Origin of the sequence: Ralstonia insidiosa (genome assembly GCF_008801405.1) — a bacterium.
GTDB lineage: Bacteria > Pseudomonadota > Gammaproteobacteria > Burkholderiales > Burkholderiaceae > Ralstonia > Ralstonia insidiosa.
The window spans coordinates 138429-162709 of sequence record NZ_VZPV01000004.1 but is presented as its reverse complement, the minus strand read 5'-3'; the positions used below and the strand labels follow the sequence as shown (position 1 = coordinate 162709).

The 24281-nt window shown below is 65.3% G+C and carries 24 protein-coding genes; 15 read left to right on the top strand and 9 right to left on the bottom strand.

Annotated features, from left to right (window positions below; genetic code table 11):
* Positions 1-369 precede the first annotated feature (369 nt).
* From F7R11_RS25405 to F7R11_RS25385, 5 genes are all read left to right on the top strand, one after another.
* Positions 370-972, top strand: coding sequence for a DUF1326 domain-containing protein (locus F7R11_RS25405; RefSeq protein ID WP_064805345.1), 603 nt, complete (start codon positions 370-372; stop codon positions 970-972).
* A gap of 3 nt (positions 973-975) precedes the next feature.
* A complete protein-coding gene (locus tag F7R11_RS25400; protein WP_249042864.1) occupies positions 976-1800 on the top strand; it encodes a DUF2182 domain-containing protein in 825 nt (274 codons plus the stop codon).
* Between the two features lie 17 nt (positions 1801-1817).
* Positions 1818-2711, top strand: a complete 894-nt coding sequence (locus F7R11_RS25395) for a DMT family transporter (protein WP_064806456.1) — start codon at positions 1818-1820, stop codon at positions 2709-2711.
* Between the two features lie 119 nt (positions 2712-2830).
* Positions 2831-3925: a redox-regulated ATPase YchF gene (gene ychF / locus F7R11_RS25390; RefSeq protein ID WP_064805347.1), complete on the top strand. Its 1095-nt coding sequence runs from the start codon at positions 2831-2833 to the stop codon at positions 3923-3925.
* An 83-nt stretch (positions 3926-4008) separates the two neighbouring features.
* Positions 4009-5049, top strand: a complete 1041-nt coding sequence (locus tag F7R11_RS25385) for a PDDEXK nuclease domain-containing protein (RefSeq protein ID WP_064805349.1) — start codon at positions 4009-4011, stop codon at positions 5047-5049.
* Positions 5050-5140: 91 nt separating this feature from the next.
* On the opposite strand, the gene F7R11_RS25380 is transcribed toward F7R11_RS25385, so the two are convergent.
* From F7R11_RS25380 to F7R11_RS25350, 7 genes are all read right to left on the bottom strand, one after another.
* Positions 5141-6397: an MFS transporter gene (locus F7R11_RS25380; protein ID WP_064805351.1), complete on the bottom strand. Its 1257-nt coding sequence runs from the start codon at positions 6395-6397 to the stop codon at positions 5141-5143.
* A gap of 10 nt (positions 6398-6407) precedes the next feature.
* On the bottom strand, positions 6408-7130 hold the full coding sequence (locus tag F7R11_RS25375; RefSeq protein ID WP_021197430.1) for an amino acid ABC transporter ATP-binding protein: 723 nt from the start codon (positions 7128-7130) through the stop codon (positions 6408-6410).
* Positions 7117-7866: an amino acid ABC transporter permease gene (locus tag F7R11_RS25370; protein WP_064805353.1), complete on the bottom strand. Its 750-nt coding sequence runs from the start codon at positions 7864-7866 to the stop codon at positions 7117-7119. The genes F7R11_RS25375 and F7R11_RS25370 overlap by 14 nt, the downstream gene beginning before the upstream one ends.
* Positions 7867-7962: 96 nt before the next feature.
* Complete coding sequence (locus F7R11_RS25365; RefSeq protein ID WP_082932852.1) at positions 7963-8739, bottom strand: basic amino acid ABC transporter substrate-binding protein; 777 nt, start codon at positions 8737-8739, stop codon at positions 7963-7965.
* Positions 8740-9087: 348 nt separating this feature from the next.
* Positions 9088-10599: a hypothetical protein gene (locus F7R11_RS25360; protein WP_064805357.1), complete on the bottom strand. Its 1512-nt coding sequence runs from the start codon at positions 10597-10599 to the stop codon at positions 9088-9090.
* Positions 10600-10672: 73 nt separating this feature from the next.
* Positions 10673-12079: a DKNYY domain-containing protein gene (locus tag F7R11_RS25355; RefSeq protein WP_064805359.1), complete on the bottom strand. Its 1407-nt coding sequence runs from the start codon at positions 12077-12079 to the stop codon at positions 10673-10675.
* Entirely contained in the window at positions 12079-12327 is a 249-nt protein-coding gene (locus F7R11_RS25350) for a GlsB/YeaQ/YmgE family stress response membrane protein (RefSeq protein ID WP_021197435.1), read from the bottom strand. The genes F7R11_RS25355 and F7R11_RS25350 overlap by 1 nt, the downstream gene beginning before the upstream one ends.
* Before the next feature lie 254 nt (positions 12328-12581).
* Between F7R11_RS25350 and hemA the strand changes: the two genes are divergently transcribed.
* The 6 genes from hemA (at position 12582) to F7R11_RS25320 (ending at position 17616) form a co-directional block, all read left to right on the top strand.
* Positions 12582-13889, top strand: a complete 1308-nt coding sequence (gene hemA, locus F7R11_RS25345) for a glutamyl-tRNA reductase (RefSeq protein ID WP_021197436.1) — start codon at positions 12582-12584, stop codon at positions 13887-13889.
* A 95-nt stretch (positions 13890-13984) separates the two neighbouring features.
* Positions 13985-15067 carry a peptide chain release factor 1 gene (gene prfA, locus F7R11_RS25340; RefSeq protein WP_064805361.1) on the top strand — a complete coding sequence of 361 codons (1083 nt, stop codon included), beginning with the start codon at positions 13985-13987 and terminating at the stop codon, positions 15065-15067.
* A 189-nt stretch (positions 15068-15256) separates the two neighbouring features.
* Complete coding sequence (locus F7R11_RS25335) at positions 15257-15592, top strand: hypothetical protein (RefSeq protein WP_048935369.1); 336 nt, start codon at positions 15257-15259, stop codon at positions 15590-15592.
* 88 nt (positions 15593-15680) lie between these two features.
* Positions 15681-16547 carry a peptide chain release factor N(5)-glutamine methyltransferase gene (gene prmC / locus F7R11_RS25330; protein WP_279630101.1) on the top strand — a complete coding sequence of 289 codons (867 nt, stop codon included), beginning with the start codon at positions 15681-15683 and terminating at the stop codon, positions 16545-16547.
* A gap of 101 nt (positions 16548-16648) precedes the next feature.
* Positions 16649-16960, top strand: coding sequence for a Grx4 family monothiol glutaredoxin (grxD, locus tag F7R11_RS25325; protein ID WP_021197440.1), 312 nt, complete (start codon positions 16649-16651; stop codon positions 16958-16960).
* A gap of 32 nt (positions 16961-16992) precedes the next feature.
* Entirely contained in the window at positions 16993-17616 is a 624-nt protein-coding gene (locus tag F7R11_RS25320; protein WP_064805363.1) for a UbiX family flavin prenyltransferase, read from the top strand.
* A 19-nt stretch (positions 17617-17635) separates the two neighbouring features.
* Here F7R11_RS25320 and F7R11_RS25315 read toward each other — a convergent pair whose 3' ends face one another.
* Both F7R11_RS25315 and F7R11_RS25310 read right to left on the bottom strand, forming a co-directional pair.
* A complete protein-coding gene (locus F7R11_RS25315; protein WP_021197442.1) occupies positions 17636-17821 on the bottom strand; it encodes a hypothetical protein in 186 nt (61 codons plus the stop codon).
* 130 nt (positions 17822-17951) lie between these two features.
* Positions 17952-18677: a hypothetical protein gene (locus F7R11_RS25310; RefSeq protein ID WP_064805365.1), complete on the bottom strand. Its 726-nt coding sequence runs from the start codon at positions 18675-18677 to the stop codon at positions 17952-17954.
* Positions 18678-18981: 304 nt separating this feature from the next.
* On the opposite strand from F7R11_RS25310, the gene F7R11_RS25305 reads away from it, so the two are divergent.
* The 4 genes from F7R11_RS25305 (at position 18982) to F7R11_RS25290 (ending at position 24272) form a co-directional block, all read left to right on the top strand.
* Positions 18982-20565 (top strand): glucan biosynthesis protein G, encoded by a 1584-nt coding sequence (locus F7R11_RS25305; RefSeq protein WP_064805367.1) that lies wholly within the window; start codon positions 18982-18984, stop codon positions 20563-20565.
* Positions 20538-23117 carry a glucans biosynthesis glucosyltransferase MdoH gene (gene mdoH / locus F7R11_RS25300; protein WP_064805369.1) on the top strand — a complete coding sequence of 860 codons (2580 nt, stop codon included), beginning with the start codon at positions 20538-20540 and terminating at the stop codon, positions 23115-23117. Before F7R11_RS25305 ends, mdoH begins: the two co-directional genes overlap by 28 nt.
* A gap of 197 nt (positions 23118-23314) precedes the next feature.
* Positions 23315-23626, top strand: a complete 312-nt coding sequence (locus tag F7R11_RS25295; RefSeq protein WP_064805370.1) for a PXPV repeat protein — start codon at positions 23315-23317, stop codon at positions 23624-23626.
* A 157-nt stretch (positions 23627-23783) separates the two neighbouring features.
* The gene (locus F7R11_RS25290) at positions 23784-24272 is read left to right on the top strand and encodes an aminoacyl-tRNA deacylase (protein WP_021197447.1); all 489 of its coding nucleotides are present in this window, start codon (positions 23784-23786) and stop codon (positions 24270-24272) included.
* Positions 24273-24281: the final 9 nt, after the last annotated feature.

The window sequence follows — 24281 nt, the reverse complement described above, 5'->3', positions numbered from 1 at the left end:
ATCCAGCCTGGGTTTACTGGCAGGCTATGGACTTCCCTACCCCCTTGCCGTCCCCCACCCTGGATGGGGTTTTGCGCAAAGTTGTTACGTTTCTGGAACGTCACGCGTAACGGCCCCGTAACGCGTTTTCAGCCCACCCCCCGGGCCTGCCGGGAATCGTCTTGCGTACCCGATGTGGCTTCCTAGAATTTGACAGTGGCGCGCCGCAGACGGATTGCGGGGCCGCTTTCGTCCGCTTGTCTTCGATACGGCCGGCTGCCTGCCGGCCCGTTTCCGACCCTCCATCCGGGCCAAGCCCTGACAACGTCCGCCCCGGTCGATTGCCGGGGCCGTGCGCGCATTCGTCAACCACGTCGGATGGAGGAAACCATGTCCTATCACCTGGAAGGCAGGCTGCTCGAAGTCTGCAATTGCCGCGTTCTGTGCCCGTGCTGGATCGGCGAAGACCCCGATTTCGGCACCTGCGACACCATCATCGCGTGGCACATGGACAAGGGCGCGATCGACGGTGTCGATGTGTCCGGCTGCACCATCGCCGCCGTCGCTCATGTCCCGGGCAACATCCTGGAAGGCAACTGGACGGCGGCGATCTTCCTCAACGACTCCGCCTCGGATGCGCAGGAGAAGGCGCTGCTCAAGGTCTACACCGGCCAGGCCGGCGGGCCGATTGCCGAACTCGCCAAGCTGATCGGCAAGGTCGTCTCGGTCGAGCGCGCACCGATCACGTTCGACATCATGGGCGCCAAGGGCACGCTCAAGATCGGCGCCGACTACTACGCCGAACTCGAACCGTACGTGAGCCCGACCGGCAGGCAGACCACACTGTCGGACACGGTGTTCTCGACCGTGCCCGGCGCGCCGGTGTTCGTGGGCAAGGCGCCGGTCTACCGCTCGAAGAACGCGGACATCGGCATCAACGTCGACCTCCAGAACCACAACGCGCTGCAGAGCACCTTCCTGTTCGACGCTTGAACGGTGGCGATCGTGCGCGTTGCCGCATCGCGCCACCAACGCGTCTTCCTGCCGGTGCTGGCCGGCCTGGTGACGCTTGCGTGGCTCACGCTGTGGCTGTGGGCGCGCAGCCCGTATGGACGCTATCTGGATCACGGCGACTGGACGGCCTCCGGCCCGGCGGCGTGGCTGTGCCGCGTCGTGCCGGCCGGGTCGCTCGTCGTGCCGGCGGCGCTCTACGCATTGGCCTGGACGCTGATGATCTTGGCGATGATGCTGCCGACCACGTTGCCGCTGTTCCAGGCGTTTGACCGCGTCGTTGCGGGGCGGGTGGATCGCCAGCGCCTGCTGGTGCTGCTGGGCGTGGGCTATCTGGCTGCCTGGAGCGCGTTCGGCCTGCTGGCGCATGGGCTGCATGCCCTACTGCTCGCCGGGGTCGCGCGGATGCCGCTGCTGGGCTGGTATGGCTGGCTGATTGGTGCGGCCACGCTGGCGGGTGCCGGTGCCTTCCAGTTCAGCGCGCTGAAGACTCGATGCCTCGACCAGTGCCGCTCGCCGCTGAGCTTCGTCATCAGCCATTGGCACGGCCCCGCGCCGCAACGGCAGGCGTTCCTGCTGGGCCTGCGCCACGGGCTGTTCTGCGTGGGGTGCTGCTGGGCGCTGATGCTGCTGATGTTCGTGGTGGGCGCGGGCAGTCTCGGCTGGATGCTGGTGCTGGCCGCCGCCATGGCGATCGAGAAGAACGTTGCGTGGGGGCGGCGGTTGTCTGCGCCATTGGGCGTGGCGCTGCTGGCGGGCGCCGCCGTGCTTGCGGCAACGCACCTCTGGGGCGCAGCGCCCATCGCGTGATGGCCACCATGGATGCCATGGATACCACCAACGACGGCCAGTTCGCCCTGCGCACGGTGGTGCTCACCAGCATCGCCATGGTGGCGTTTGCCGCCAACTCGCTGCTGTGCCGGCTGGCGTTGCAGCATGCGGCCATTGATGCGGCGAGCTTCTCCTGCATCCGGCTGGTGTCGGGGGCGATCACGCTGGCCATCCTCGCGCGGTTCAACGCCGGCCGGGCGCCAGAAGCCCGCACGGATTGGACCGCCGCGGCCATGCTGTTCGCCTACGTCGCCCTCTTCTCGTTCGCGTATCTCACCCTCAGCGCGGGCACGGGGGCGTTGATCCTGTTCGGCGCGGTGCAGCTCACCATGCTGGGCGCAGGCCTGACTGCGGGCGAGCGGTTCGAGCCGCTCGGCTGGCTGGGTTTTTCGCTGGCGCTGGGTGGCCTCGTCTATCTGGTATCGCCCGGTGTGACGGCACCGACGCCGCTGGGCGCCGCACTGATGACCGTGGCCGGCGTGGCCTGGGGCGTGTATTCGCTGCGGGGGCGGGGGCTCGACAATCCGCTGGGCGCCACCGCCGGCAACTTTCTGCGGGCCGCACCCATGGCCGTCGCCTTGAGTGCCGTGCTGGTCGCCCGCGCGCATGCCAGCCCGGCTGGGATTGCGCTGGCGCTGGCCTCCGGCGCAATCACGTCGGGCATCGGCTATGTGATCTGGTATGCCGCTCTGAAGGGGCTGTCGGCGATCCGCGCGGCGGCAGTGCAACTGTCGGTACCGCCCATTGCAGCGTTCGGCGCGGTGCTGTTCCTGGCCGAGCCGCTCACGCCAAGGCTGGCAACGGCCTCCGCTGCCATCCTGGGCGGGATCGCCCTGGTGCTGGCGAGCCGTACACAGCGCAAGCGGAACGAGGCGGCGTCGCAGGGCTAGACCCCATCCGGAGCGGTTACAATCACGCCTTTCCGTGAACGACGCGCACAGTCTTGTTTCCGCTGTGCTGCCGCCTTCCCCCGCGTCACGTAACCCCTTGATTTAGAGCCTTTTTCACCATGAGCCTCCAATGCGGCATCGTCGGTCTGCCGAACGTCGGCAAGTCGACCCTGTTCAATGCCCTGACCAAAGCCGGCATCGCCGCCGAGAACTACCCGTTCTGCACGATCGAACCCAACGTGGGCGTGGTGGAAGTGCCGGACGCGCGCTTGGCCGCGCTGGCCGAGATCGTCAAGCCGGAGCGCGTGCTGCCGGCGGTCGTCGAGTTCGTCGACATTGCAGGCCTGGTGGCGGGCGCATCCAAGGGGGAAGGCCTGGGCAACCAGTTCCTCGCCAACATCCGCGAAACGGATGCCATCACCCACGTGGTGCGCTGCTTCGAAGATGACAACGTGATCCACGTGGCCGGCAAGGTTGACCCGATCGCCGACATCGAAGTCATCAACACCGAACTGGCCCTCGCTGACCTGGCTACGGTGGAAAAGGCGCTGCAGCGCTACACCAAGGCCGCCAAATCGGGCAATGACAAGGAAGCCGCCAAGCTGGTTGCCGTGCTGGAAAAGGCCCAGAAGGTGCTGGACGAAGCCAAGCCGGTGCGCGGCCTGAACCTGACCGATGAGGAATGGGCGACGCTCAAGCCGCTGTGCCTGATCACAGCCAAGCCGACCATGTACGTCGCCAACGTGCGCGAAGACGGCTTCGAAAACAACCCGCACCTGGATGCCGTGCGCAACTACGCTGCGCAGACGAATTCGCCGGTGGTGGCCGTGTGCGCCGCCATCGAAGCCGAAATTGCCGACCTGGACGACGCCGACAAGGCCGAATTCCTGGCCGACATCGGCATGGACGAGCCGGGCCTGAACCGCGTGATCCGCGCCGCCTTCAAGCTGCTGGGCCTGCAAACGTACTTCACGGCCGGCGTGAAGGAAGTGCGCGCCTGGACGATCCACATTGGCGACACCGCCCCGCGCGCCGCTGCCGCCATCCACACGGACTTCGAACGCGGCTTCATCCGCGCCCAGACGATTTCGTACGACGACTTCATCCAGTTCAAGGGTGAACAAGGCGCCAAGGAAGCCGGCAAGATGCGCGCCGAAGGCAAGGAATACATCGTCAAGGATGGCGATGTGTTGCACTTCCTGTTCAACGTCTGACGACTTTTTCTGCTCTAGGGGGCATCCCCAAGAAAGAGCGCGCCCAGTCCAAGCGCAAGAGAAAGGCCGCATAAAAGGAATGCATGAGCGACGCGCCCGTATCTCTCGTTCCAGCTCCGGAAGGCTACGCGAGCTGGTTGGGTGAGCTGAAGAGCCGCATTCATGGTGCTCAGCAACGGGCCGCGCTGGCCGTCAATCGCGAGCTGGTTCTGCTCTACTGGCAGATTGGTCGTGACATCCTGCAGCGGCAGGCTGCACAAGGCTGGGGCGCCAAGGTCATCGAACGGCTAGCGCATGACCTCAAGACGGCCTTTCCCGACATGAAGGGCTTCTCCCGCGCCAACCTGATGTACATGCGCTCTTTCGCGGAGGCATGGCCGGACGCGGCAATTGTCCAACAGGCTGTTGGACAATTGCCCTGGGGGCACAACCTCGTATTGCTGGCCAAGCTGAAGCAGCCAGAACAACGTCTTGCCTACGCCCAACGGGCAGTGGAGCAAGGCTGGTCGCGCGCCACGCTGGAAATTCATATTGAATCCCGCCTGCTGGAGCGAGAAGGCCAAGCGATCACCAACTTCGCCGATCGCCTGCCCGCGCCGGGCACCGATCTGGCCCGGCAATCGCTCAAAGACCCTTACCTGTTCGACTTCCTGGATGTCGGCCAGGAAGCCAATGAACGGGAAATCGAGGCGGCACTGGTCAAGCACATTACCCAGTTCCTGCTGGAACTGGGCGCGGGCTTTGCCTTCGTCGGCCGCCAGGTTCATCTTGAAGTCGGTGGTGACGACTTCTTCATCGACTTGCTGTTCTACCACCTCAAGCTGCGCTGCTACGTGGTCGTCGAACTGAAAGCCGAGAAGTTCAAACCGGAGCACCTCGGTCAGTTGAGCTTCTACCTCACCGCCGTGGACATGCAGGTCAAGGCTGAACAGGACAACCCGACCATCGGCCTGCTGCTATGCAAAAGCAAAAACACTGTTGTGGCCGAGTACGCGCTGCGTGACAAGACCCAGCCCATCGGCGTGGCGGAATACCAGTTGATGGAATCCCTGCCTGAAGAACTGCAAACCAGCCTGCCCAGCATCGAGCAGATCGAGCGTGAACTGGGAGGCGAGCCTGAATAAGCACACCGCCAAACTGCTGGAAAAGCACTTCCCAAAAGCCCCGCAGTGCGGGGCTTTCCTTATGGGCAACGCGCAAGCCAACGGTCTGCCGTCAGACTAGTTCAGCGCCCTTCAGCTCAGGGATCAAGAAGAACGTCGCCAGCATGTCCAGCACATAGATGCCGGCCAGAAGCGCAATCGCCACCTGAAACGAATACGCCGCCGCCAGGCTGCCGATCGCCACCGGCCCAAACCCACCGATGGCACGGCCAATGTTGAACAGTACGTTCTGCGCAGTGGCCCGAGCGGCCGTCGGATACGCCTCGGAGATGAGCGCGCCGTAGCCGCCGATCATGCCGTTGACGAACATGCCCATGAGCGCGCCGGCCCAGAGCATCGTCACCGGATCGGTCAGCTGCGCATAGGTCAACACCATGGCCACGGCACCCGCCTGGAAGATCAGGAACGTCGGCTTGCGCCCGATGCGGTCGGCCAGATGACCGAACACCACGATGCCGGCCATCATTCCGAGAATCGTGACGGAGGTCCACAGCGCAGACTTGGTGAGCGAGAAGCCCAGCGTCTTGCCCAGATACGTCGGCAGCCAGATCATGATGCCGTAGTAGCCGAAGTTCTGGACGGCGCAGAGGATGACGATGCCCAGGCTGGTGCGCGTGGTGCGGGCATCGGCCACCAGCAGCCGGAAGGCATTGGGCTTCGGGCGCGCGGCATCCACGTGGCGGACGAAGACGACCGGCTCGTGCAGCGTCTTGCGGACCAGCCAGGCCACCAGCGCGGGCGCCATCCCCAGCACGAACATGCCGCGCCAGCCGATAACCGGCAGCAGCATCGGCGTGAGCAACGCCGCCAACAGCACGCCCGACTGCCAGCCCAGCGCCACATACGAAGACACCCGCGCCCGCTTGTGCGCGGGCCACGCTTCGGCCACCAGCGCCATGCCGATCCCGAATTCGCCGCCCAGGCCGATCCCGGCGATGGTGCGATAGACCAGCAGATCGCTGAAGCCTTGGGCAAAGGCACACAGGCCCGTGAACACGGCAAACAGCACGATGGTCCAGGTGAGCACGCGCACACGGCCGTACACATCGCTCAACGCGCCGAACACGATGCCGCCGGCCACCGCGCCAATCAGCGTCCAGGTCACCAGAGCGCCGGACTGGCTCGGCGTCAGGGCCAGCGCCGCGCTGATGGCGGGCAGCATGAAGCCCAGAATCAGCAGATCAAAACCGTCCATCGCATAACCGATGGTTGAACCGGCCAACGCTTTCCAGGCGTAGGCCGAGGTCTGCGCGGGAGGCGACGCCGGAGTATCGGCGCCCGCGGGCGATGCGCTTGCGTTCGCTTCCATCTGGTCGCTCCTACAACACCTTGCGCAGGAATTCGCGCGTGCGCTCGTGCTTGGGCGCCGTGAAAATCTGCTCTGGCGCCCCCTCTTCCATGATCACGCCCTGGTCGATGAAGAACACGCGGTCCGACACTTCCCGCGCGAAGGCCATTTCGTGCGTGACGACCACCATCGTCATGCCCTCTTCGGCCAGCGACTTCATCACCTCCAGCACTTCGCCGACGAGCTCCGGGTCCAGCGCAGACGTGGGTTCGTCGAACAGCATCACGGTGGGCGACATCGCCAGCGCGCGGGCGATGGCCACACGCTGCTGCTGACCGCCCGAAAGCTGGCTCGGGTGCGCGTCGATCTTGTCGAGCAGGCCGACCTTGCGCAGCAGTTGCTCGGCCACGATGACGGCCTCGTCGCGCTTCATGCGGCGCACCTGCATCGGCGCGAGCACGAGGTTGTCGAGCACCGACATATGCGCAAACAGGTTGAAGCGCTGGAAAACCATGCCCACGCTGGCGCGCATCTTGTTCAGATCGGTCTTCGGGTCTTCCACGTGGAAACCGTTGACCAGCACCTCGCCGCCCGAGACCGTTTCCAGCCCGTTCAGGCAGCGCAGGAACGTGCTCTTGCCCGAGCCCGACGGGCCGATCACGCACACCACTTCGCGCTCTTCGATGCGGCAGGTGATGCCGCGCAGCACGTGCGTATTGCCGTACTGCTTCTGCAGGTTGTTAACGACGATCATTCTTGCCGTACCTCGCTTCCAGATGTTGAACCCCGGCCGACAAGACCAGCGTGATTGCCCAGTAGATGAGCGAGATCGTCAGATACGGCTCCCAGTAGCGCGCATACGCGCCCGACACGGTGCGTGCGGCATAGGCCAGTTCCGCCAGACCGATGGCCGAGGCCAGCGACGAATCCTTGACGATGGCGATGGCGTTGTTGCCTAGCGGTGGCAGCATGCGGCGAAACGCCTGCGGCAGCACGACGCGGCGCAGCGTCTCCATGTAGGTCATGCCCAGCGAGCGCGCCGCCTCCGATTGGCCGCGGTCGATCGACTGGATGCCGGCGCGGAAGATTTCCGACACATACGCGCCCGCATTCAGCGAGATGGCGAGCACCGCCGACGTGAACGCGCCGTACTGCTGCCGCACATCACGCGCCAGCTCACCGCTGATGAGCCAGCCATCTGCCGGGTTGATGAGCAACGGCATCAGCGCAAAGTGGATCAGCAGAATCTGCACGAACAGCGGCGTGCCGCGAAAGAAGCTGACATAGAAGCGCACCGGATACTGCACCGCGTAGCGCAGGAAATACTTGTAGAAGCCATGGCGCGCCTCGGCCAGCCGGCCAACGCCGAGCACCAGCCCGAGCAACGTGCCGGCGATCACGCAGATCACCGTGCACTTGAGCGTCATCAGCGTGCCCTCGACGAAGAGCGGCAGATATTCGCCGATGATGTTCCACTGGAACCCACCCATGGAGACCACCTTTTTTATTGGAGCAACAGAATGAAACGAGCCGGCAATGCCGGCTCCGGGGAAAAACGCGTGGTGCGCAATCGTGCTTATTGCTGCTTATTGTTGGGGTAGCGTCGGCACGTTGTCGTCAAACCAGTGCTTGTAGATCTTGGCGTAGGTGCCGTCGGCAACAACCTTCTTCAGGCCGGTGTTGATCTGGTCGAGCACCACCTTGTTGCCCTTCTTGACCGCGATGCCGAAGTACTGCGGCTTGAACTTCGCGTCAGAGACCAGGCTGAAGGGCTTTTCCGGGTGGCTCTTGACGTAGAACTTGATCACGCCCACATCGCCCACCGCCGCATCGACACCGCCACGGTACAGCTCTTCGAGCATCAGCGGCGTGTTGTCGAAGCGCTTGATGGCCGAGCTGGTGCGACCCAGTTCTTCGGAGACCGCGGTGTCACCGGCGCTCGACGCCACCACGCCAACCTGGCGCTTCTTCAGGTCTGCCAGACCGGCGATCTTGGCGTTCGGCGCGGTGATGATCACCTGGCTGGCCGGAAAGTACGGCGCGGAAAAATCGACCATCTGCTTGCGCTGGTCGGTAATGGTGAGGCCCGAAATGATGATGTCGCGGTCGCCCTGGTTGAGCGCAGCAAAAATACCCTCAAACGGTGAGTTGACCAGCTTGACGTTGAAGCCGCCAGCCTTGCCAATCGCCTTGATAAGGTCGATGTCGAAACCGGTCAATTCCTTCTGCGGGGTTTCGAACTCGAACGGGCGGTAGGTGCCGCCTGCGCCAACGATGTAGGTGGGCTCCGCCGATGCGCCGCCTGGCGCCATGGCGAGGGTGGTCAGAACAGCGGCGGCCATGACGAAGCGCTTGATCAACATGTTGAATCTTCCCGGCGGGTGTGGTGAACAGGGCGCCGATGATACTCCTCCGTCTGCCGCACAAAAATGCGGGTCGACCACAGTTGGCGCGTCGGGAAGGTGCCGCAGATGGGGCGGGAGCCGGCGCCTGGGTTACCGCCACGCGCTGGCGCAAGTCAAACGGCATCCAGCGGGCATGGCGACTTTGAGGCGATTAAGCATCACTTTTTTACAGGCAATGCAGATCGATACGGCAGCTTCGGCGACATGCTGCACGTCCTGTTCAAGGTCTGATCAGGCAGGCGCAACGAAAACAGCCCCGCGTTGCGGCGGGGCTGTTTTCATGTCCGGCGATCGGGGCGACGGCGACTAGCGCAGGCCGTAGCCGTAGACGCGCTTGTCCGAACTCTCGTACCAGTTGCCCTTGGACCAGAACACCTCGTCGCTCGCGGCGTCGAAGCCGGCCACGCCCAAGTAGCCCGGGATCGCCAGCCGATGCCAGGAGCGCCCCCAGTCGCGCGAGTAAAACACCGCATCGCCCGAGATCTGGGCGCCGTCTGCAGACCAGAGGTAGATCCACTTCGGCACATGGTGGGTGCCGCTCACATTGGCCACCAGCGTCTCCTGCCCGGCCCAGAAGCCACGCGTATAGGTGCTGGCCGACAGCGGATCGAACGACGTGGGCAGACTGCCCTGCTCATTCCAGGCCAGGGTGGTGGCATCCAGCAGCGCCACCTGCGTGCGCTTGTCGCCGGCATGGTCGATCAGGCCGATCACGCGGCCCGCGGGGTTGCGGTAGACCGCGTCAACCCAGGTGTCTTCCAGGCGTTGATGCGCACCCACCTGCCAGTGGTCGTCGACACGACGCAGTTCAGCGCGGCTGGTCACCAGCACGGCGCCAGCGTAGTACGCACTGTCGGGCCGGCTGTAGCGGAAGCGTTGCGAGACCCAGAGCACCGCGCGCTGGGCATCCAGCTGCACGACCTGCGCCTGCACCTCGCCCTCCACGGCTTCGGCGCCGGAGCCCCATTCGACGCCCGACGGCGCCTTGCCGCGCACGTGGTCCACGTTGACCAGCATCGACCGGGGAACCGGCACGCGCTGCGCGGTCTTGCCGCCGTCATTGGAGTAGAACAGCGCCACGGCGCGGCCTGTGTCCGGCGCAGGATTGTCTGCGCCGGCATCTGCCTCGGCGTCTGCACCGAAGACTAGGCCGTCGCCCGAACCCACGCTCCACAGCTCCTGCGCGCCGAACCCGCTCAGCTTGAGCGCCCAGGCAGAAACATTGGTGGTGTCCATGAACCCCGCGCGTTGCCAGGTCCAGGTCTTGCCCTGGTCGTCGCTGCGGAACACGGCGGTCTGCTGGATGCCGTCGCCGCTGGCAGAGGCCGGGCGGTCCTGGCTCGTGAGCAGATAGAGCGTGCGCCCATCGGGAGTGGTCTGCAGGCAGGTGGTGCCGCTGACGGTGGCCACCAGCTCGAACTGGCCCTGCGCGTTCAGGCGCGAGAGAAAGGAGGTTGTCCGTTCGCGCATGCCGCGCGAGCCCGTCGGCTCATCGCCGTTGGCGTCGGTGGTGGCCTTGTCGTGCAGCAGTGCATCGATGCTGACGGGGTGGGTATCGCCGGGCACCACATCGCGCGAGCCCTCGTAACTGCCGATCAGCCAGGTCGACTGCGGCGTGACGGTCACGCCAGTGCACATCTGCTCCATGCCGCGCTGCTCGACAAAGGCGGCGGCGCCCAGCGTACGCTGGTTGGGGCTGGCGCCGCCGATCTCGAACTTGGCCATGGTGATCTTGCCCATGTACCAAGCCGGCGCGGCCAGCAGGATGACGAGCCCGACGCGACGCAACGTCTTGTTGGAGAAACGGGAGCGGAGCATGGTTGGCGCGCCTTGTGCAAAGCGCGCCACGATAGCAAAGCCATGTTAACGGCGGTTAACCACGCTTGGGGTTCTAACGCCGCACCACTTGCGGCTGAATGCCGTCCCCGCACCAGTTGGCCCGCATACGGCGGCCGTCGCGCAGGTCAATCACCGTGTCGAATTCGGTCGACTGCCGCGGGTTGGCGAACAGGTAGCGGTAACGCGTGTTCTCGAACGCGATCTTGAAGCCAGCGGGCACCTGGGCCTCGGGCAGGCGTTTCATCGGGCCGAAACGCGACACACCATCGCGCTCGGGCGTGGCGAGATCAGACACCTGACCGCACAGCGGACCACTGCCGCGCTCCAGATCATGCAGCGAGATAAAGCCGGTCTCGTCGACGAGGTAACCGGCGACCGGCCCGTTCAGGCGGCCCACATAGGGGCGGCCAATCACGGTATCGCCCAGCGCCGAACCCATTTCCTCGAGCTGGAACAGGCGATTGCCGCTGAGACCCAGCAGTTCGTCACTGTCGGCGACCTGGAAGTAGACGAAGTCCGGCGCGTTGCGAATGCGCACGACCTTGTAGACCTCGCCGAAGTACAGGATGTCATTGCCACTGCGGGCGATGCGGAAGTTCGATGCGGTGGTGTTGCGCACGAGTTCTGTCCGGCATTTCAGCTCGGGCAGCCCCGGCACCGGGCACGTCGACGGCAGCATCTGGAATGAAGCCGCACGCACCCCATCCAGCGGCTTGCCCTTCACGAAGATGTGCTGGCCATCGCTGATCACGTTGGAGTACAGCGGCTGCGCAAAAGCCAGGACAGTCAGGTTGGGCCGCACATCGGGGCGCGGCTTGATGCCGTCCAGTGCATCGATCTCATAGACCCGGCCACCGTTGACAGCGAAGGTCTCGTCAAACACCGTCACCGGCCCCGGCACCATGCCCGGCACGGGCGTCTCGTCGTGGTAGATGCGCGTGCGGTCCCGGGCCCAGGCGGCATCAGCAGCCGCGCCCTCCGGCGTGAAGACCTGGAAGCTGGCTGCATCCGCACCGGCAATCGGCGAAGTGTAGGAGAACACCGTGCGACTATCGGTCGCATAGCCCTGACCGAGCGGGCGCAGGCTCGCGCCATTCGACGTCAGCCGGTAGTAGTTGCGGACCTCCGACACCGCATTGCGCTGAAGGGGCCCGGGGATCAGGCATGACGGGTTGAACGCCGGCCCGCCGCCGGCGCACGCACGTGACGTGTTCACATCGGTGGTGATGAAGTAGCCCTGGCCGTCGATCACGCCAAAACGGTCGCTGCGCATCTCGATCGCATGCTTGCGGCAAGCGTTGGTGCGCTCTGGCCGCAGATCGGAGATGGATTGCCCAGGCTTGGCGGGCGGATACCAATACTCGGTACAACTGCGCACCGTATAGGCCAGTCCGGCCACCGGCAGCCCCAGCAACATCGCGCCGATGGCGAGCAGACCGGCCCGCCATGCACGCCGCATCAGCGGCCGCCCCGCAGCAAACCCCACGCAGCCGGCACCACCATCGCGCCGATCACCGCGGCCGTCCACGCCATGATCTGCCCGTCGGCATACAGGTGCGCAAACTGGCCTCCGTAGTAGCCAACCAACGCGCCGATCACGCCAGCCAACAACGCAGCCAGCCAGCCGAGGCGTTTGCCGCCCGGATACAGCCAACGCGCCGCAGCGCCCACTGCCAGCCCGATCCATAGCGGCGCGATCCACCCCATTTGCCTGTTCTCCGTGTTGCCGTGCGCGATTTCGCGATGCGTCGCGATTCAATTGGACGCGTACCTTAGCGCAAGGCCGGGCGGAAAACCACACAGAAGGCAACCCCAGCGCACCCGTCATCAGGTGATGCATAACCAACATTTCGACACCGATCGTTGGTCAGATTGCCCTGTGTCCTGTCGAGCGTCGGGGCCGGCGTTATAATCACGAGTGCTCAAAATTCGTGCCGTTCCCTCTTAACCGGCCGCCCCACATGCAGTTGCTGACGCTCGGAATCAACCACCACACTGCGCCGCTTTCCCTGCGCGAGAAGGTGGCGTTTCCGCTCGAACAGCTCAAGCCCGCGCTGGGCACGCTGCGTCAGCACCTGCCGCACCTCAAGAGCACGGCCGAAGCGGCCATCCTCTCCACCTGCAACCGCACCGAGCTCTACTTTGCGACCGACGGCAACCTGCCTGAAGAGACCGCGCATGAGCACGCCATTCGTTGGCTGGCGCAGCACCACAACGTCGACGCCAGCGAACTCGCGCCCCACGTGTATTCGCTGGGTCAATCGTTGGCTGTGCGCCACGCATTTCGCGTGGCCAGCGGGCTCGACTCGATGGTGTTGGGCGAGACGCAGATCCTCGGTCAAATGAAAGATGCCGTGCGCACCGCGACTGAGGCCGGCGCGCTGGGCACGTACCTGAATCAGCTATTCCAGCGCACCTTCGCGGTGGCCAAGGAAGTGCGCGGCACGACGGAGATCGGCGCGCATTCCGTGTCGATGGCCGCTGCCGCCGTGCGCCTAGCGCAGCGCATCTTCGAATCGATTGCCGAGCAGCGCGTGCTGTTCATCGGCGCCGGCGAGATGATCGAGCTGTGCGCCACCCACTTCGCCGCGCAAAAACCGCGCGAGCTGGTGATTGCCAACCGGACGCTGGAGCGCGGCGAGAAGCTGGCCGAAGCGCTGTCGAACCAGGGCCTGAACGCCCGCGCCGTGCGCCTGGCCGAACTGCCGACCAAGCTGGCCGAGTTCGACATCGTCGTCTCATGCACGGCCAGCACGCTGCCCATCATCGGCCTGGGTGCGGTGGAGCGCGCCATCAAGCAGCGCCGCCACCGCCCGATGTTCATGGTCGACCTGGCCGTGCCGCGCGACATCGAACCCGAAGTCGCACGCCTGTCGGACATCTTCCTCTACACCGTGGACGACCTCGGCGCCATCGTGCGCGAGGGCAACGCACTGCGGCAGGCCGCCGTCGCGCAGGCCGAGGCCATCATCGAGACGCGTGTGCAGAATTTCATGCACTGGCTCGATGCGCGCAGCGTGGTGCCTGTCATCCGCGACTTGCACGCGCAGGCCGAAACGCTGCGTCAGGGCGAGCTGGAACGCGCGCAGCGCATGCTCGCGCGCGGCGATGATCCGGCGCTCGTGCTCGAAGCGCTGTCGCAGGCGCTCACCAAGAAATTCCTCCACGGCCCGACGCATGCGCTGAACCACGCGCAGGGCGAGGGCCGCGAACAGCTCATCGACCTGCTGCCGGCACTGTTCCGCCAGTCCAGCCACTCCGAGCGCTAGCGGCGCCTCGTCCGCACGCGCCCATCCGTGGCGCATGTTCCGGTGCGGTATCCTGCGCCGCCCTCGCCTTAGCGTTTCCACCAGCGACTGCCCGAATGAAGCCCAGCATGCTGTCCAAGCTCGACCAACTGGCCGAGCGCATCATCGAAATCAACGCGCTGCTCGCGCGCGAAGACGCCACCGCCAACCTCGACCAATACCGCAAGCTCACGCGTGAACACGCCGAGCTGGAACCCGTGGTCGCACAGTTCGCGGCGTGGAAGCAGGCTGAGGACGACATTGCCACCGCGCAGGAGCTGCTGGGCGATCCGGACATGAAGGCGTTTGCCGAAGACGAACTCCGTGCCGCGCGCGAACGGCTTGAGGCACTCGAAGGCGAACTGCAGCGCCTGCTGCTGCCCAAAGACCCGAACGACCACCGCAACATCTTCGTGGAAATCCGCGCGGGCACGGGCGGCGATGAATCCGCGCTCTTCGCGGGCGACCTGCTGCGCATGTACACGCGCTTTGCCGAGCGCCAGCGCTGGCAGGTGGAGATTGTCAGCGAATCGCCGTCGGACCTGGGCGGCTACAAGGAAGTGATCGCGCGGCTGGTGGGCGAAGGCGCATATTCGCGGCTGAAGTTCGAATCGGGCGGCCACCGCGTGCAGCGCGTGCCAGCCACCGAGGCGCAGGGGCGCATCCATACCTCCGCCTGCACCGTGGCCGTGATGCCCGAGGCCGATGCGCTGGCTGACATCCAGATCAACCCGGCGGACCTGCGCATCGACACGTTCCGCGCATCCGGCGCGGGCGGTCAGCACATCAACAAGACGGACTCGGCCGTGCGCATCACCCACCTGCCGACCGGCCTGGTGGTGGAGTGCCAGGACGACCGCAGCCAGCACCGCAACAAGGACCGCGCCATGCAAGTCCTGGCCGCCCGCCTGAAAGACCGCCAGGAGCGCGAGGCACAGGCCAAGGAGGCCAGCGCCCGCAAGAGCCTGATCGGCTCAGGCGACCGCTCCGACCGCATCCGCACGTACAACTTCCCGCAGGGCCGTGTGACCGACCACCGCATCAACCTGACGCTGTACAAGATCGACGCGATCATGGACGGCGACTTGGATGAACTGGTGGGCGCACTGGCCGCCGAGCACCAAGCCGAGCAGCTTGCTGCACTGGGCGAGGACATCTAACGCGCCCGATTGTTAAAAAGCGGCCATTTCGTAACATTCGCTTGCGTTTGATACAGCTTTGCGCGGTGGCGTGTCGACCGCCCGTTCCTATAATCGACTTCGATCGCGCCGAGTGCGCCGCCGGTCGCACCCGGCGGTCATCTTCCCCTGACAGGCGCGGCAACCACCACGACGATTAGGAGAATCTCCATGCGTACCCAACTGCTGGCCATCACCGTTGCCACCACCCTCGCCCTCGGCCTGGCCGCCTGCGGCAAGAAGGACGAAGCCCCGGCTGACGCCGCCAAGAATGCGATCCAACAATCGGCCGATGCCGCCAAGAGCGCCGTCGACAGCGCAAGCAATGCCGCCGGCAAGGCCACTGAAGCCGCGGACCAGGCCAAGGAAGCCGCCAAGACCAGCCTGCTGGACGCAGCCTCAAACACGAAGGCCGCCGTATCGAGCGCGGTGGCAGCCGGCCAGGAAGCCACGAACAAGGCCATCGACGCCACCACCAAGGAAGTCGAGGGCGCCAAGAAGCCGTAACCCGCTCTGCGCCACACCTCACACGGGCCCGCGCCACACGACGCGGGCCCGTGTTATTTTGGCGGCCCGATCACGCCTACCCTGCCCCGTGTCCGCGCTCTCGCCCGATTCGCTTTCTACCGTCGCCGTGACCTTGGCTGCGCTTGCCCGCAGCGGCCTGCCCGCGCTGGAAGCACGCATGCTGGTCTCGCACGCGACGGGACTATCGCGCGTGCAGCTCATCACGCAAGACACCTATGGCATCGACGAAGCCGTGCGCCAACAGATCAGCGAACTCGCCGCACGCCGCCTGGCTGGTGAGCCGATGGCCTACCTGCTGGGCGAGCGCGAATTCTTCGGTCGCACGTTCAAGGTAACGCCGGCCGTGCTGATCCCGCGTCCCGATACGGAACTGCTGGTCGAACAGGCACTGGATCGCATCGAAGACCGCGACGCCCCTGACGTGTTGGACATGGGCACCGGTAGCGGCATCATCGCCATCACCATTGCGCTCGCGCGCCGCGATGCACGCGTATGGGCCACCGATGCATCCGCCGACGCACTGGCTGTGGCGATGGGCAACGCGCAAGCGCTCGGCGCCACGAATCTGCGTGCCGCGCTGGGCGACTGGTACGGTGCACTGGCCGAAGCCGACGCGCCACACGCCTTCGATCTGATCGTCAGCAACCCGCCGTACATCGCCGCGACCGATGAACACCTCGGCCAGGGCGATCTGCGCTTCGAACCCGCCAGCGCCCTCACCGATCACGACGACGGCCTGCGCCACCTGCGCGCCATCGTCACCGGTGCCCCGGCGCGCTTGGCGGCCGACGGCTGGCTGCTGCTCGAACACGGCTACGATCAGGGCGAGGCCGTGCGCACATTGCTGACGGAGGCGGGCTTTGCCGACGTCTTCACCGCGCAGGACTTGGCCGGTCACGACCGCTGCAGCGGCGGGCGCCGCCCAGCGGCTTAAAACGGCGCAGACCGAATCTCGCTAAAATAGAGAAGTTTTCCAATGCGGACGCGGCGTCCTGCTGCTCCCCAATCGCACCCCAAATCGAATCGAGTCTCCCCATGAGCACCACGCACGAAAAAATCGACCAGATCGTCAAAGGTCACCCCGTCGTCCTCTTCATGAAGGGCACGGCGCAATTTCCGATGTGCGGCTTCTCGGGCCGCGCCATCCAGATCCTGAAGGCCTGCGGCGTGGACAAGCCGCACACCGTCAACGTGCTGGAAGACGACGAAATCCGCCAGGGCATCAAGGACTACGCCAACTGGCCGACCATTCCGCAGCTCTACGTCAAGGGCGAATTCATCGGCGGTTCGGACATCATGATGGAGATGTACCAGAGCGGTGAACTGCAGCCGCTGCTGGCGGCCTGATTGCCGATCGCCATCCGCGTCCTCATTTCAGCGTGACCTTGCCAGCAACCGCCTCGACCGAAACGCCACGTGCGCGCCGCATCATCGTGGCGATCACGGGCGCGTCGGGGGCAATTTATGGCGTGCGGCTGCTGCAGGTGTTGCAGGGCCTGCGTGAATCCGCGGGGGTGGAATCGCACCTGCTGATGTCTCCGGCAGGGCTGATGAACGTGCAGCACGAGCTGCACATGGCGCGCGAAGAAGTGGAAGCACTTGCGCACGTGGTGCACAACGTGCGCGACATCGGCGCGACCATCGCGAGCGGTTCGTTTTCTGCCGAGGCAATGGTGGTGGCGCCGTGTTCGATGCGGACGCTGGCAGCCGTCGCGCACGGCCTGTCGGACAACCTCATCGCCCGCGCGGCAGACGTGACGCTCAAGGAGCGCCGCCGCCTGATCCTGATGGTGCGCGAAACGCCGCTGAACCTCGCGCACCTGCGCAACATGACGGCCGTCACCGAGATGGGCGGCATCGTCTTCCCGCCCGTGCCGGGCTTCTACCAGCGCCCCAAGACCATCGACGACCTGGTCGACCACACAGTCGGGCGCGTGCTCGATTTGCTGGGCCTGCCGCAGACGCTGGCGCCGGGCTGGCCAGGGCTGCATTCAGCGGGCTAGCTCACCTGCGCGCCGCCGATCAGCGGTGGTGATAGTTGAAGTACACCGACGGCCCCCAATAGCCGTACCCGCCGTAGTAGGCCGGATAGGCCGGCGCCGCATAGACCGGTGCAGGCGCAACTGCCACCGGTGCCGGATACACCGCACACCCCCCAAGCGTCGCGGCCGACAGTGCAAGAAGCGAGGCCAGAGCCACGATTTTCATGATTAGCGTCCTTTGGCCCCTCCAATGAGGCCATGCGGACGTTATAAGCGCCGCCACGCGACGCCGGGGTCATGCGGGTGTAAGGGTTGTAACCGGAGACTACGAACGTGTGTTCGTAATCCCCGAGAGGTCACTTCCGTGGCGTCGGCTTCCCTGCGGCGGGCTTAGCTGCCGCGGCAGGCGCAGAAGCGGCCACGTCCGAAGCCGGCTTGGGGGCATCCGGGTCCACGTCCGCACGCATCTGATCCATCACCGCACCCGCGCGCGGTGACCAGAGGAATTCCACCGTGCCGTTCTGCGGCTCTTCGGGAATCGCATACATCGTCACGACAGTCTGATGCCCTGCCCAGCGCGCGCGCAGCGAATCGACCGTCTTGCCCGACTTCAGCTTGAGCGGCGCCTTGCCTTCCTGCGCAGGCTTGCCGTAGCGATCGGACAGCGCCTGGAACACGCGCTGCTCCGTATCGACACCACGCGTGGGCACGAACATGCCGGCGATGTTGCCATCCTGGTCAATCAGCAGCACCGCCTGCGGGCCATCCATCAACTCAGGCCGCTTGCCCGACGGCACGCCCAGCGAACGCGTGCGGCCATGCGATTCCAGCGTGTCGGAACAGTATTCGGAGACGTCCTTGCCGCCTGCACTACGCACGTCCTCACACGAAGGCAGCTTGCGCAGCGGCTTGCCGAGCGGGAAGGCATCAAGCAGCACGGCCACATCGCCCGGGTCGCGCACCGCCTTGGCCTGTGCCTCCGCCTTCGGAGCCGCCTTGGCCGCAGGTGCAGCAAACGCCACCGGCGCCAGCAGCGAGGTCGAGAAAACGAGCGCTACCGCGCCGTGCGTCCAGCAAGTCATGCGAACTCCATGAAGGAAAGAGCCGAGAGTGTGCCACGCGCGCAGGATGCACAATGGCGAACGCGGATCTGACCCAACGAGCGGGGTCGCGTTCCCCCGCCCGAAAGGCTGGCCCAACGAAAAGACGAGGTTTACACGCAACTTGACGCGTTTATAGGCGGAATACCGGCGGAAACGTTATCAAAATGTTGCCGGTTTTGATCTCATAAAGGTCCGGCGGGTAAAATCCTGGGGGCACAGACGAATGATCGGCAGGCCCAAGCGTCACTTTCCTCCAACCTGCCGCACAGTACGCGATCTCATTTTGAACACTCCCGACGCTGTTCCCTTCCATTCCAGCCCATCCCGCCCGGCCCGCTCGCTTGCCGGCTATGCACGGCTGGCTGTAGGCCTGCTGGCACTGGCTTCGGCACATGCGGCACTGGCCTTCGGCCTCAATGACGTGGCCGTGCGCGCCAAGCAACTGGCAGCCAAGCCGTACCAGGCGCCCGCCGAGACGCTGCCGCGCCAGTTGCGCGAACTCCGCTACGACCAGTACCGCGAAATCCGCTTCAAGTCGGATCAAGCCTATTGGCGCAAAGATAAGCTGCCGTTCGAACTCGGCTTCTTTCATGAGGGCTCGTATTACGACCAGCCGGTGAAGATCAACGAGGTCTCGCCGGCGGGCGTGCGCGAGATCCGCTTCGACCCGCGCCTGTTCGACTACGGCCCGGTCAAGCTGGATGCCAAGCAGTTGCAGCACCTGGGCTTTGCCGGCTTCCGCGTGCACTACGCAATGAACACGCCCAAGTACAAGGACGAAGTGATCGTCTTCCTGGGCGCGTCGTACTTCCGCGCGATCGGCAAAAACCAGGTCTACGGCCTCTCTGCACGTGGCCTGGCCATCGACACCGCACTCAACTCGGGCGAGGAATTCCCCCGCTTCACTGATTTCTGGATCGAACGCCCGGCGGCCAACGCCAAGGAGCTGACGGTCTACGCGCTGCTGAACTCGCGCCGCGCCACGGGTGCGTACCGCTTCGTCATCAAGCCGGGCACCGATACGGTGGTCGACGTGAAGGCGCAGGTCTACATGCGCGAAAACGTCAGCAAGCTGGCCATCGCCCCGCTCACCAGCATGTTCTTCTTTGGCGAGAACCAGCCGGCCGCCAATCTGGACTTCCGCCCCGAGGTGCATGACTCCGACGGCCTGTCGGTGCTGTCCGGCACGGGCGAATGGATCTGGCGTCCGCTGACCAACCCAAAGCGCCTGCTGGTCAGCTCGTTCTCGACCACCAACCCGGGCGGCTTCGGCCTGATGCAGCGTGACCGCGCGTTCTCCAGCTACGAAGAGATCGGCGATCGCTACGAGCTGCGTCCGAGCACCTGGGTCGAGCCCGTGGGCAAGTGGGGCGCCGGCCGCGTGGAACTGGTGCAGATTCCGACGCCGGATGAGACCAACGACAACGTGGTCGCCTACTGGGTGCCGGACAACCCGCCCAAGCCGCAGCAGCCGTTCAACCTGGAATACCGTCTGCTGTGGCAGAAGGAAGGCGACAAGAAGCCGGCCCTGTCGTGGGTCACGCAGACGCGCCGCTCGCACGGCTGGACCACCAAGCGCCCGGATGAGCGCAAACCCGACGACACGATCGCCTTCGTGGTTGACTTTGAAGGCCCGGCGCTGGCCAAGCTGGCGCCCAACGCACCAGTCGAGCCGGTGTTCTCGGCAGACGCCAACGGCAAGATCGAATCGATCTTCGGCCAACCCAACACCGCGACCGGCGGCTGGCGTGTGACTGTGCGCCTCAAGCGGGTCGACGACGACAAACCCATCGAGCTGCGCGGTTACCTGCGCAGCGGCGGTACCGGAATTTCTGAGACGTGGAGCTACCTGCTACCTCCGGGCTGAACGTGACGACAGCCCAGAATGGCGGCGCTGCCGCCTCCGCCAGCCCAACCACGATGCCCTCTCCCGAGTCGGTGGCCGAGCGCTATCTTGAAGCGCTCCCGCTGGCTGCCGAGGCTCGCGCTGCACTGGTGCGTGACGCTGGCATTGCAGCGGGTGACGACGATGCGGCGGCGCTGGCCAAACTGCACCGCGCGCTGGCCAAGCTCGACCCGGCGCAGACGACCTCGCTCGAAGCAACAGCCCCGGCTTACGCATCAGTGGGGTCGCGCCTGGACGCCGCCTACGGTGCCACGCGCGCCGATGCCGCATCCACGGAACCCGCCGCCGAACCTGCGCCGCCGCTTGCGCACGACAGCGCAGGCCGCATCCACCTGGACACCGGCCCTACGCCTGCCCGCCGCTCGATGGTGCCGTGGCCGTGGGTGCTCGGGCCGATCTGGCGCATGCGCAATGCCATCCACCGCTGGCAGCACGGCGGCAAGGCGCCCACGCCCTACGAAAAACCCGATTCGCCCGACCCCAAAGGTATCTGGCGCTTTGTCGGCACACGCCGTCGCCTGACGCTGCTTGCGCTGATGATTGCGCAGACCGTCGCCGCCACCTGGGCGATGAGCACGGTGCTGCCGTACCACGGCGCCGACTGGCTCGAAGCCATCATCATCGTGCTGTTTGCGGTGCTGTTCTGCTGGGTGTCAGCGGGTTTCTGGACGGCCATCACCGGCTTCCTGCTGCTGGCCTTCCATGGCGACCGCTTCGTCATCTCGCGCCGCGCCGCGCCGGATGCCGTGATTCCCGACGATGCGCGCACCGCCATCGTCATGCCGATCTGCAACGAAGATGTGCAGCGCGTGTTCGCAGGGCTGCGCGCCACGTATGAATCGTTGCAGCGCACCGGACATCTGGAGCACTTCGACTTCTTCGTGCTGTCGGACTCCGGCGATCCGGACCTGCGCACCGCAGAAGCCGATGCGTGGCTCCACCTGTGCCGCGCGCTCGATGGCTTTGGCCGCATCTTCTACCGCTGGCGCCGTCACCGCGTGAAGCGCAAGAGCGGCAACATCGACGATTTCTGCCGGCGCTGGGGAGGCAAGTACCGCTACATGATCGTGCTCGACGCCGACAGCGTGATGAGCGGCGATTGCCTGACGCGCCTGGTGCAGCTGATGGAAGGTGCACCGTCCGCCGGCATCATCCAGACCGCGCCGCGCGCCGCCGGCCGTGACACGCTGTATGCGCGCATCCAGCAGTTCGCCACGCGCGTGTACGGGCCGCTGTTCACGGCGGGCCTGCACTACTGGCAGCTTGGGGAATCGCACTACTGGGGCCACAACGCCATCATCCGGCTCGACCCATTCATCAAGCACTGCGCGCTGGCGCCGATTCCGGGCAAGGGCTCGCTCTCGGGCGAGATCATGTCGCACGACTTTGTCGAAGCCGCTCTGATGCGTCGCGCCGGCTGGGCCGTGTGGATCGCCTATGACCTGGACGGCAGCTATGAAGAGATGCCGCCCAACCTGCTCGACGAGCTGGGCCGCGACCGCCGCTGGTGCCATGGCAACCTGATGAACTTCCGCCTGTTCGGTGCGCCGGGCTTCCACCGCGTGCACCGCGCGGTGTTCATCACGGGTGTGATGGCGTATCTGTCGGCGCCGCTGTGGTTCCTGTTTCTGATCCTGTCGACGGCGTTGCTGGCCAAGCACACGCTGATCGCGCCGGAGTACTTCACGCAGCCGCGCCAGCTCTTTCCGATTTGGCCGGAATGGCACCCGGAAAAGGCCGCCGCGCTGTTCTCAGCCACCGCCACCGTGCTGTTCCTGCCGAAGATCCTGAGTGTGCTGGTGCTGTGGGCGCAAGGGCCGAAGCGCTTCGGTGGCGCCCTCCATCTGGCGCTGTCGATGGCGATCGAGGCGGCGTTTTCGGTGCTGGCCGCGCCGGTGCGCATGCTGTTCCACACGCGCTTCGTGACGGCCGCGTTCCTCGGCTGGAAGGTGCATTGGAAATCGCCCCCGCGTGAAGACGCGCAGACGCATTGGGGCGACGCCGTGCGCCGCCACGGCTTGCACACCGTGATCGGCATCGTCTGGGCCGCGATCGTGTATTGGCTGAACCCGAGCTTCCTGTGGTGGCTGTCGCCCGTGGTGGGTGCGTTGATCGTGTCGATTCCACTGTCGGTGTTCTCGAGCCGCGTGAGTCTGGGCCGGCGCATGCGTCGTCTGCACCTGTTCATGATCCCCGAGGAAGTGCGCCCACCGCGCGAACTGCGCGCCACGCGCAAGCATCTGCGCAATGCGCCTCCCACGCCCGATTTTCGTCAGGCCGTGGTCGACCCGGTCACCAACGCGTTGATGTGCGCGATCGGCACCACGCGCTTCCCTCACGACCGCCGTCTGCTCGCCGTGCGTGAAGCCACGGTGCGTCACGCGCTGGAGGTCGGCCCTGACAAGCTCACGGGCAAACAGAAGCTGGTGTTGCTGTCGGACCCGTTCTCGCTGTCGGCCCTGCACTTGGCGGTGTGGTCGTCACCGGAACACCGCGCCGCCTGGCAAGCCTGAGCACCCCAAACAGGCGCCGCCTGAAACCCACGCCCCACAAGGCTTTTGCCGGTGGGGCGTTTTACTTTCCGTTACATCCGTAGGAATTGCGTATCACCTGATCCGGCTTGCGGTTCATAGAATGACCTCAACAACCTGATACACGAAGTCGACGGCAACCCTGCCCCCGGCCTCGCAACTCGCCAAGGAGAAGCATCATGAAACGCACACTGCTCGCATTCGTTCTGGGTGGCGCCGCGCTGTGCGCCTCGACGGCGGCGCTGGCGCATGTGGATGTCGGCGTGGCGATCGGCGTACCTGCGCCGGTCTATGTGGCCCCGGCACCGGTCTATGCACCACCCCCGGTCTATCGCCCGGCGCCGGTCTACTATGCACCGGCTCCGGTGGTCTACGGCGGTGGCTACTGGCGTGACCGCGACGACTGGCGTGAGCGCGAATGGCGCCGCCACGAGTGGCGCGAACGTGAATGGCGTCACGACCACGGCTGGCACCGCGGCTGGGATCGCTAAGACCCGCTGATCAACGGAACTTGGCAAACGGGCCGCTCACACGAGCGGCCCGTTGCTTTTGTACTTGCCAACGCCTGCGCAAACTGCAAACCGACCTATGCTGACGTAGCGGCCACTGCAATCCCGCCGCCGGCCGCACCGCACACGGGAGGACGCCATGTCGATCTCCACCACCCTCGACGGCTGCCTGCGCAGCAAGGGCTGCCTGTACGAGGTGATTCGCCATCCGCATACTCACACCAGCACCGAAACCGCGCAGTCCGCGCACGTCCCGGGGGACCGTCTGGCCAAGACGCTGTTGCTTGAGGACAAGCTCGGCTACGTGGCGGCTGTGCTGCCATCCACCTATCACCTGCATCTATCGGAATTGCAGAAGGCATCGGGCCGCGATGACCTGACGCTGGCCGATGAATCCGAGTTGCGCGAAGTCTTCAAGGACTGCGACGCCGGTGCCGTGCCGCCAGTGGGCATGGCCTACGGCATGCCGACGTATCTCGACAGCAGCCTGATGACCCATCGCGACGTCTACTTTGAAGCCGGCGACCACGAGAATGTCGTGCACATGGACATGGATCAGTTCATGGCGCTGATGCGCGACGCGAAGACCGCGCACTTCGCTTACCGCATGCAGGGCATCCTCTTCTGAGCGCACTGC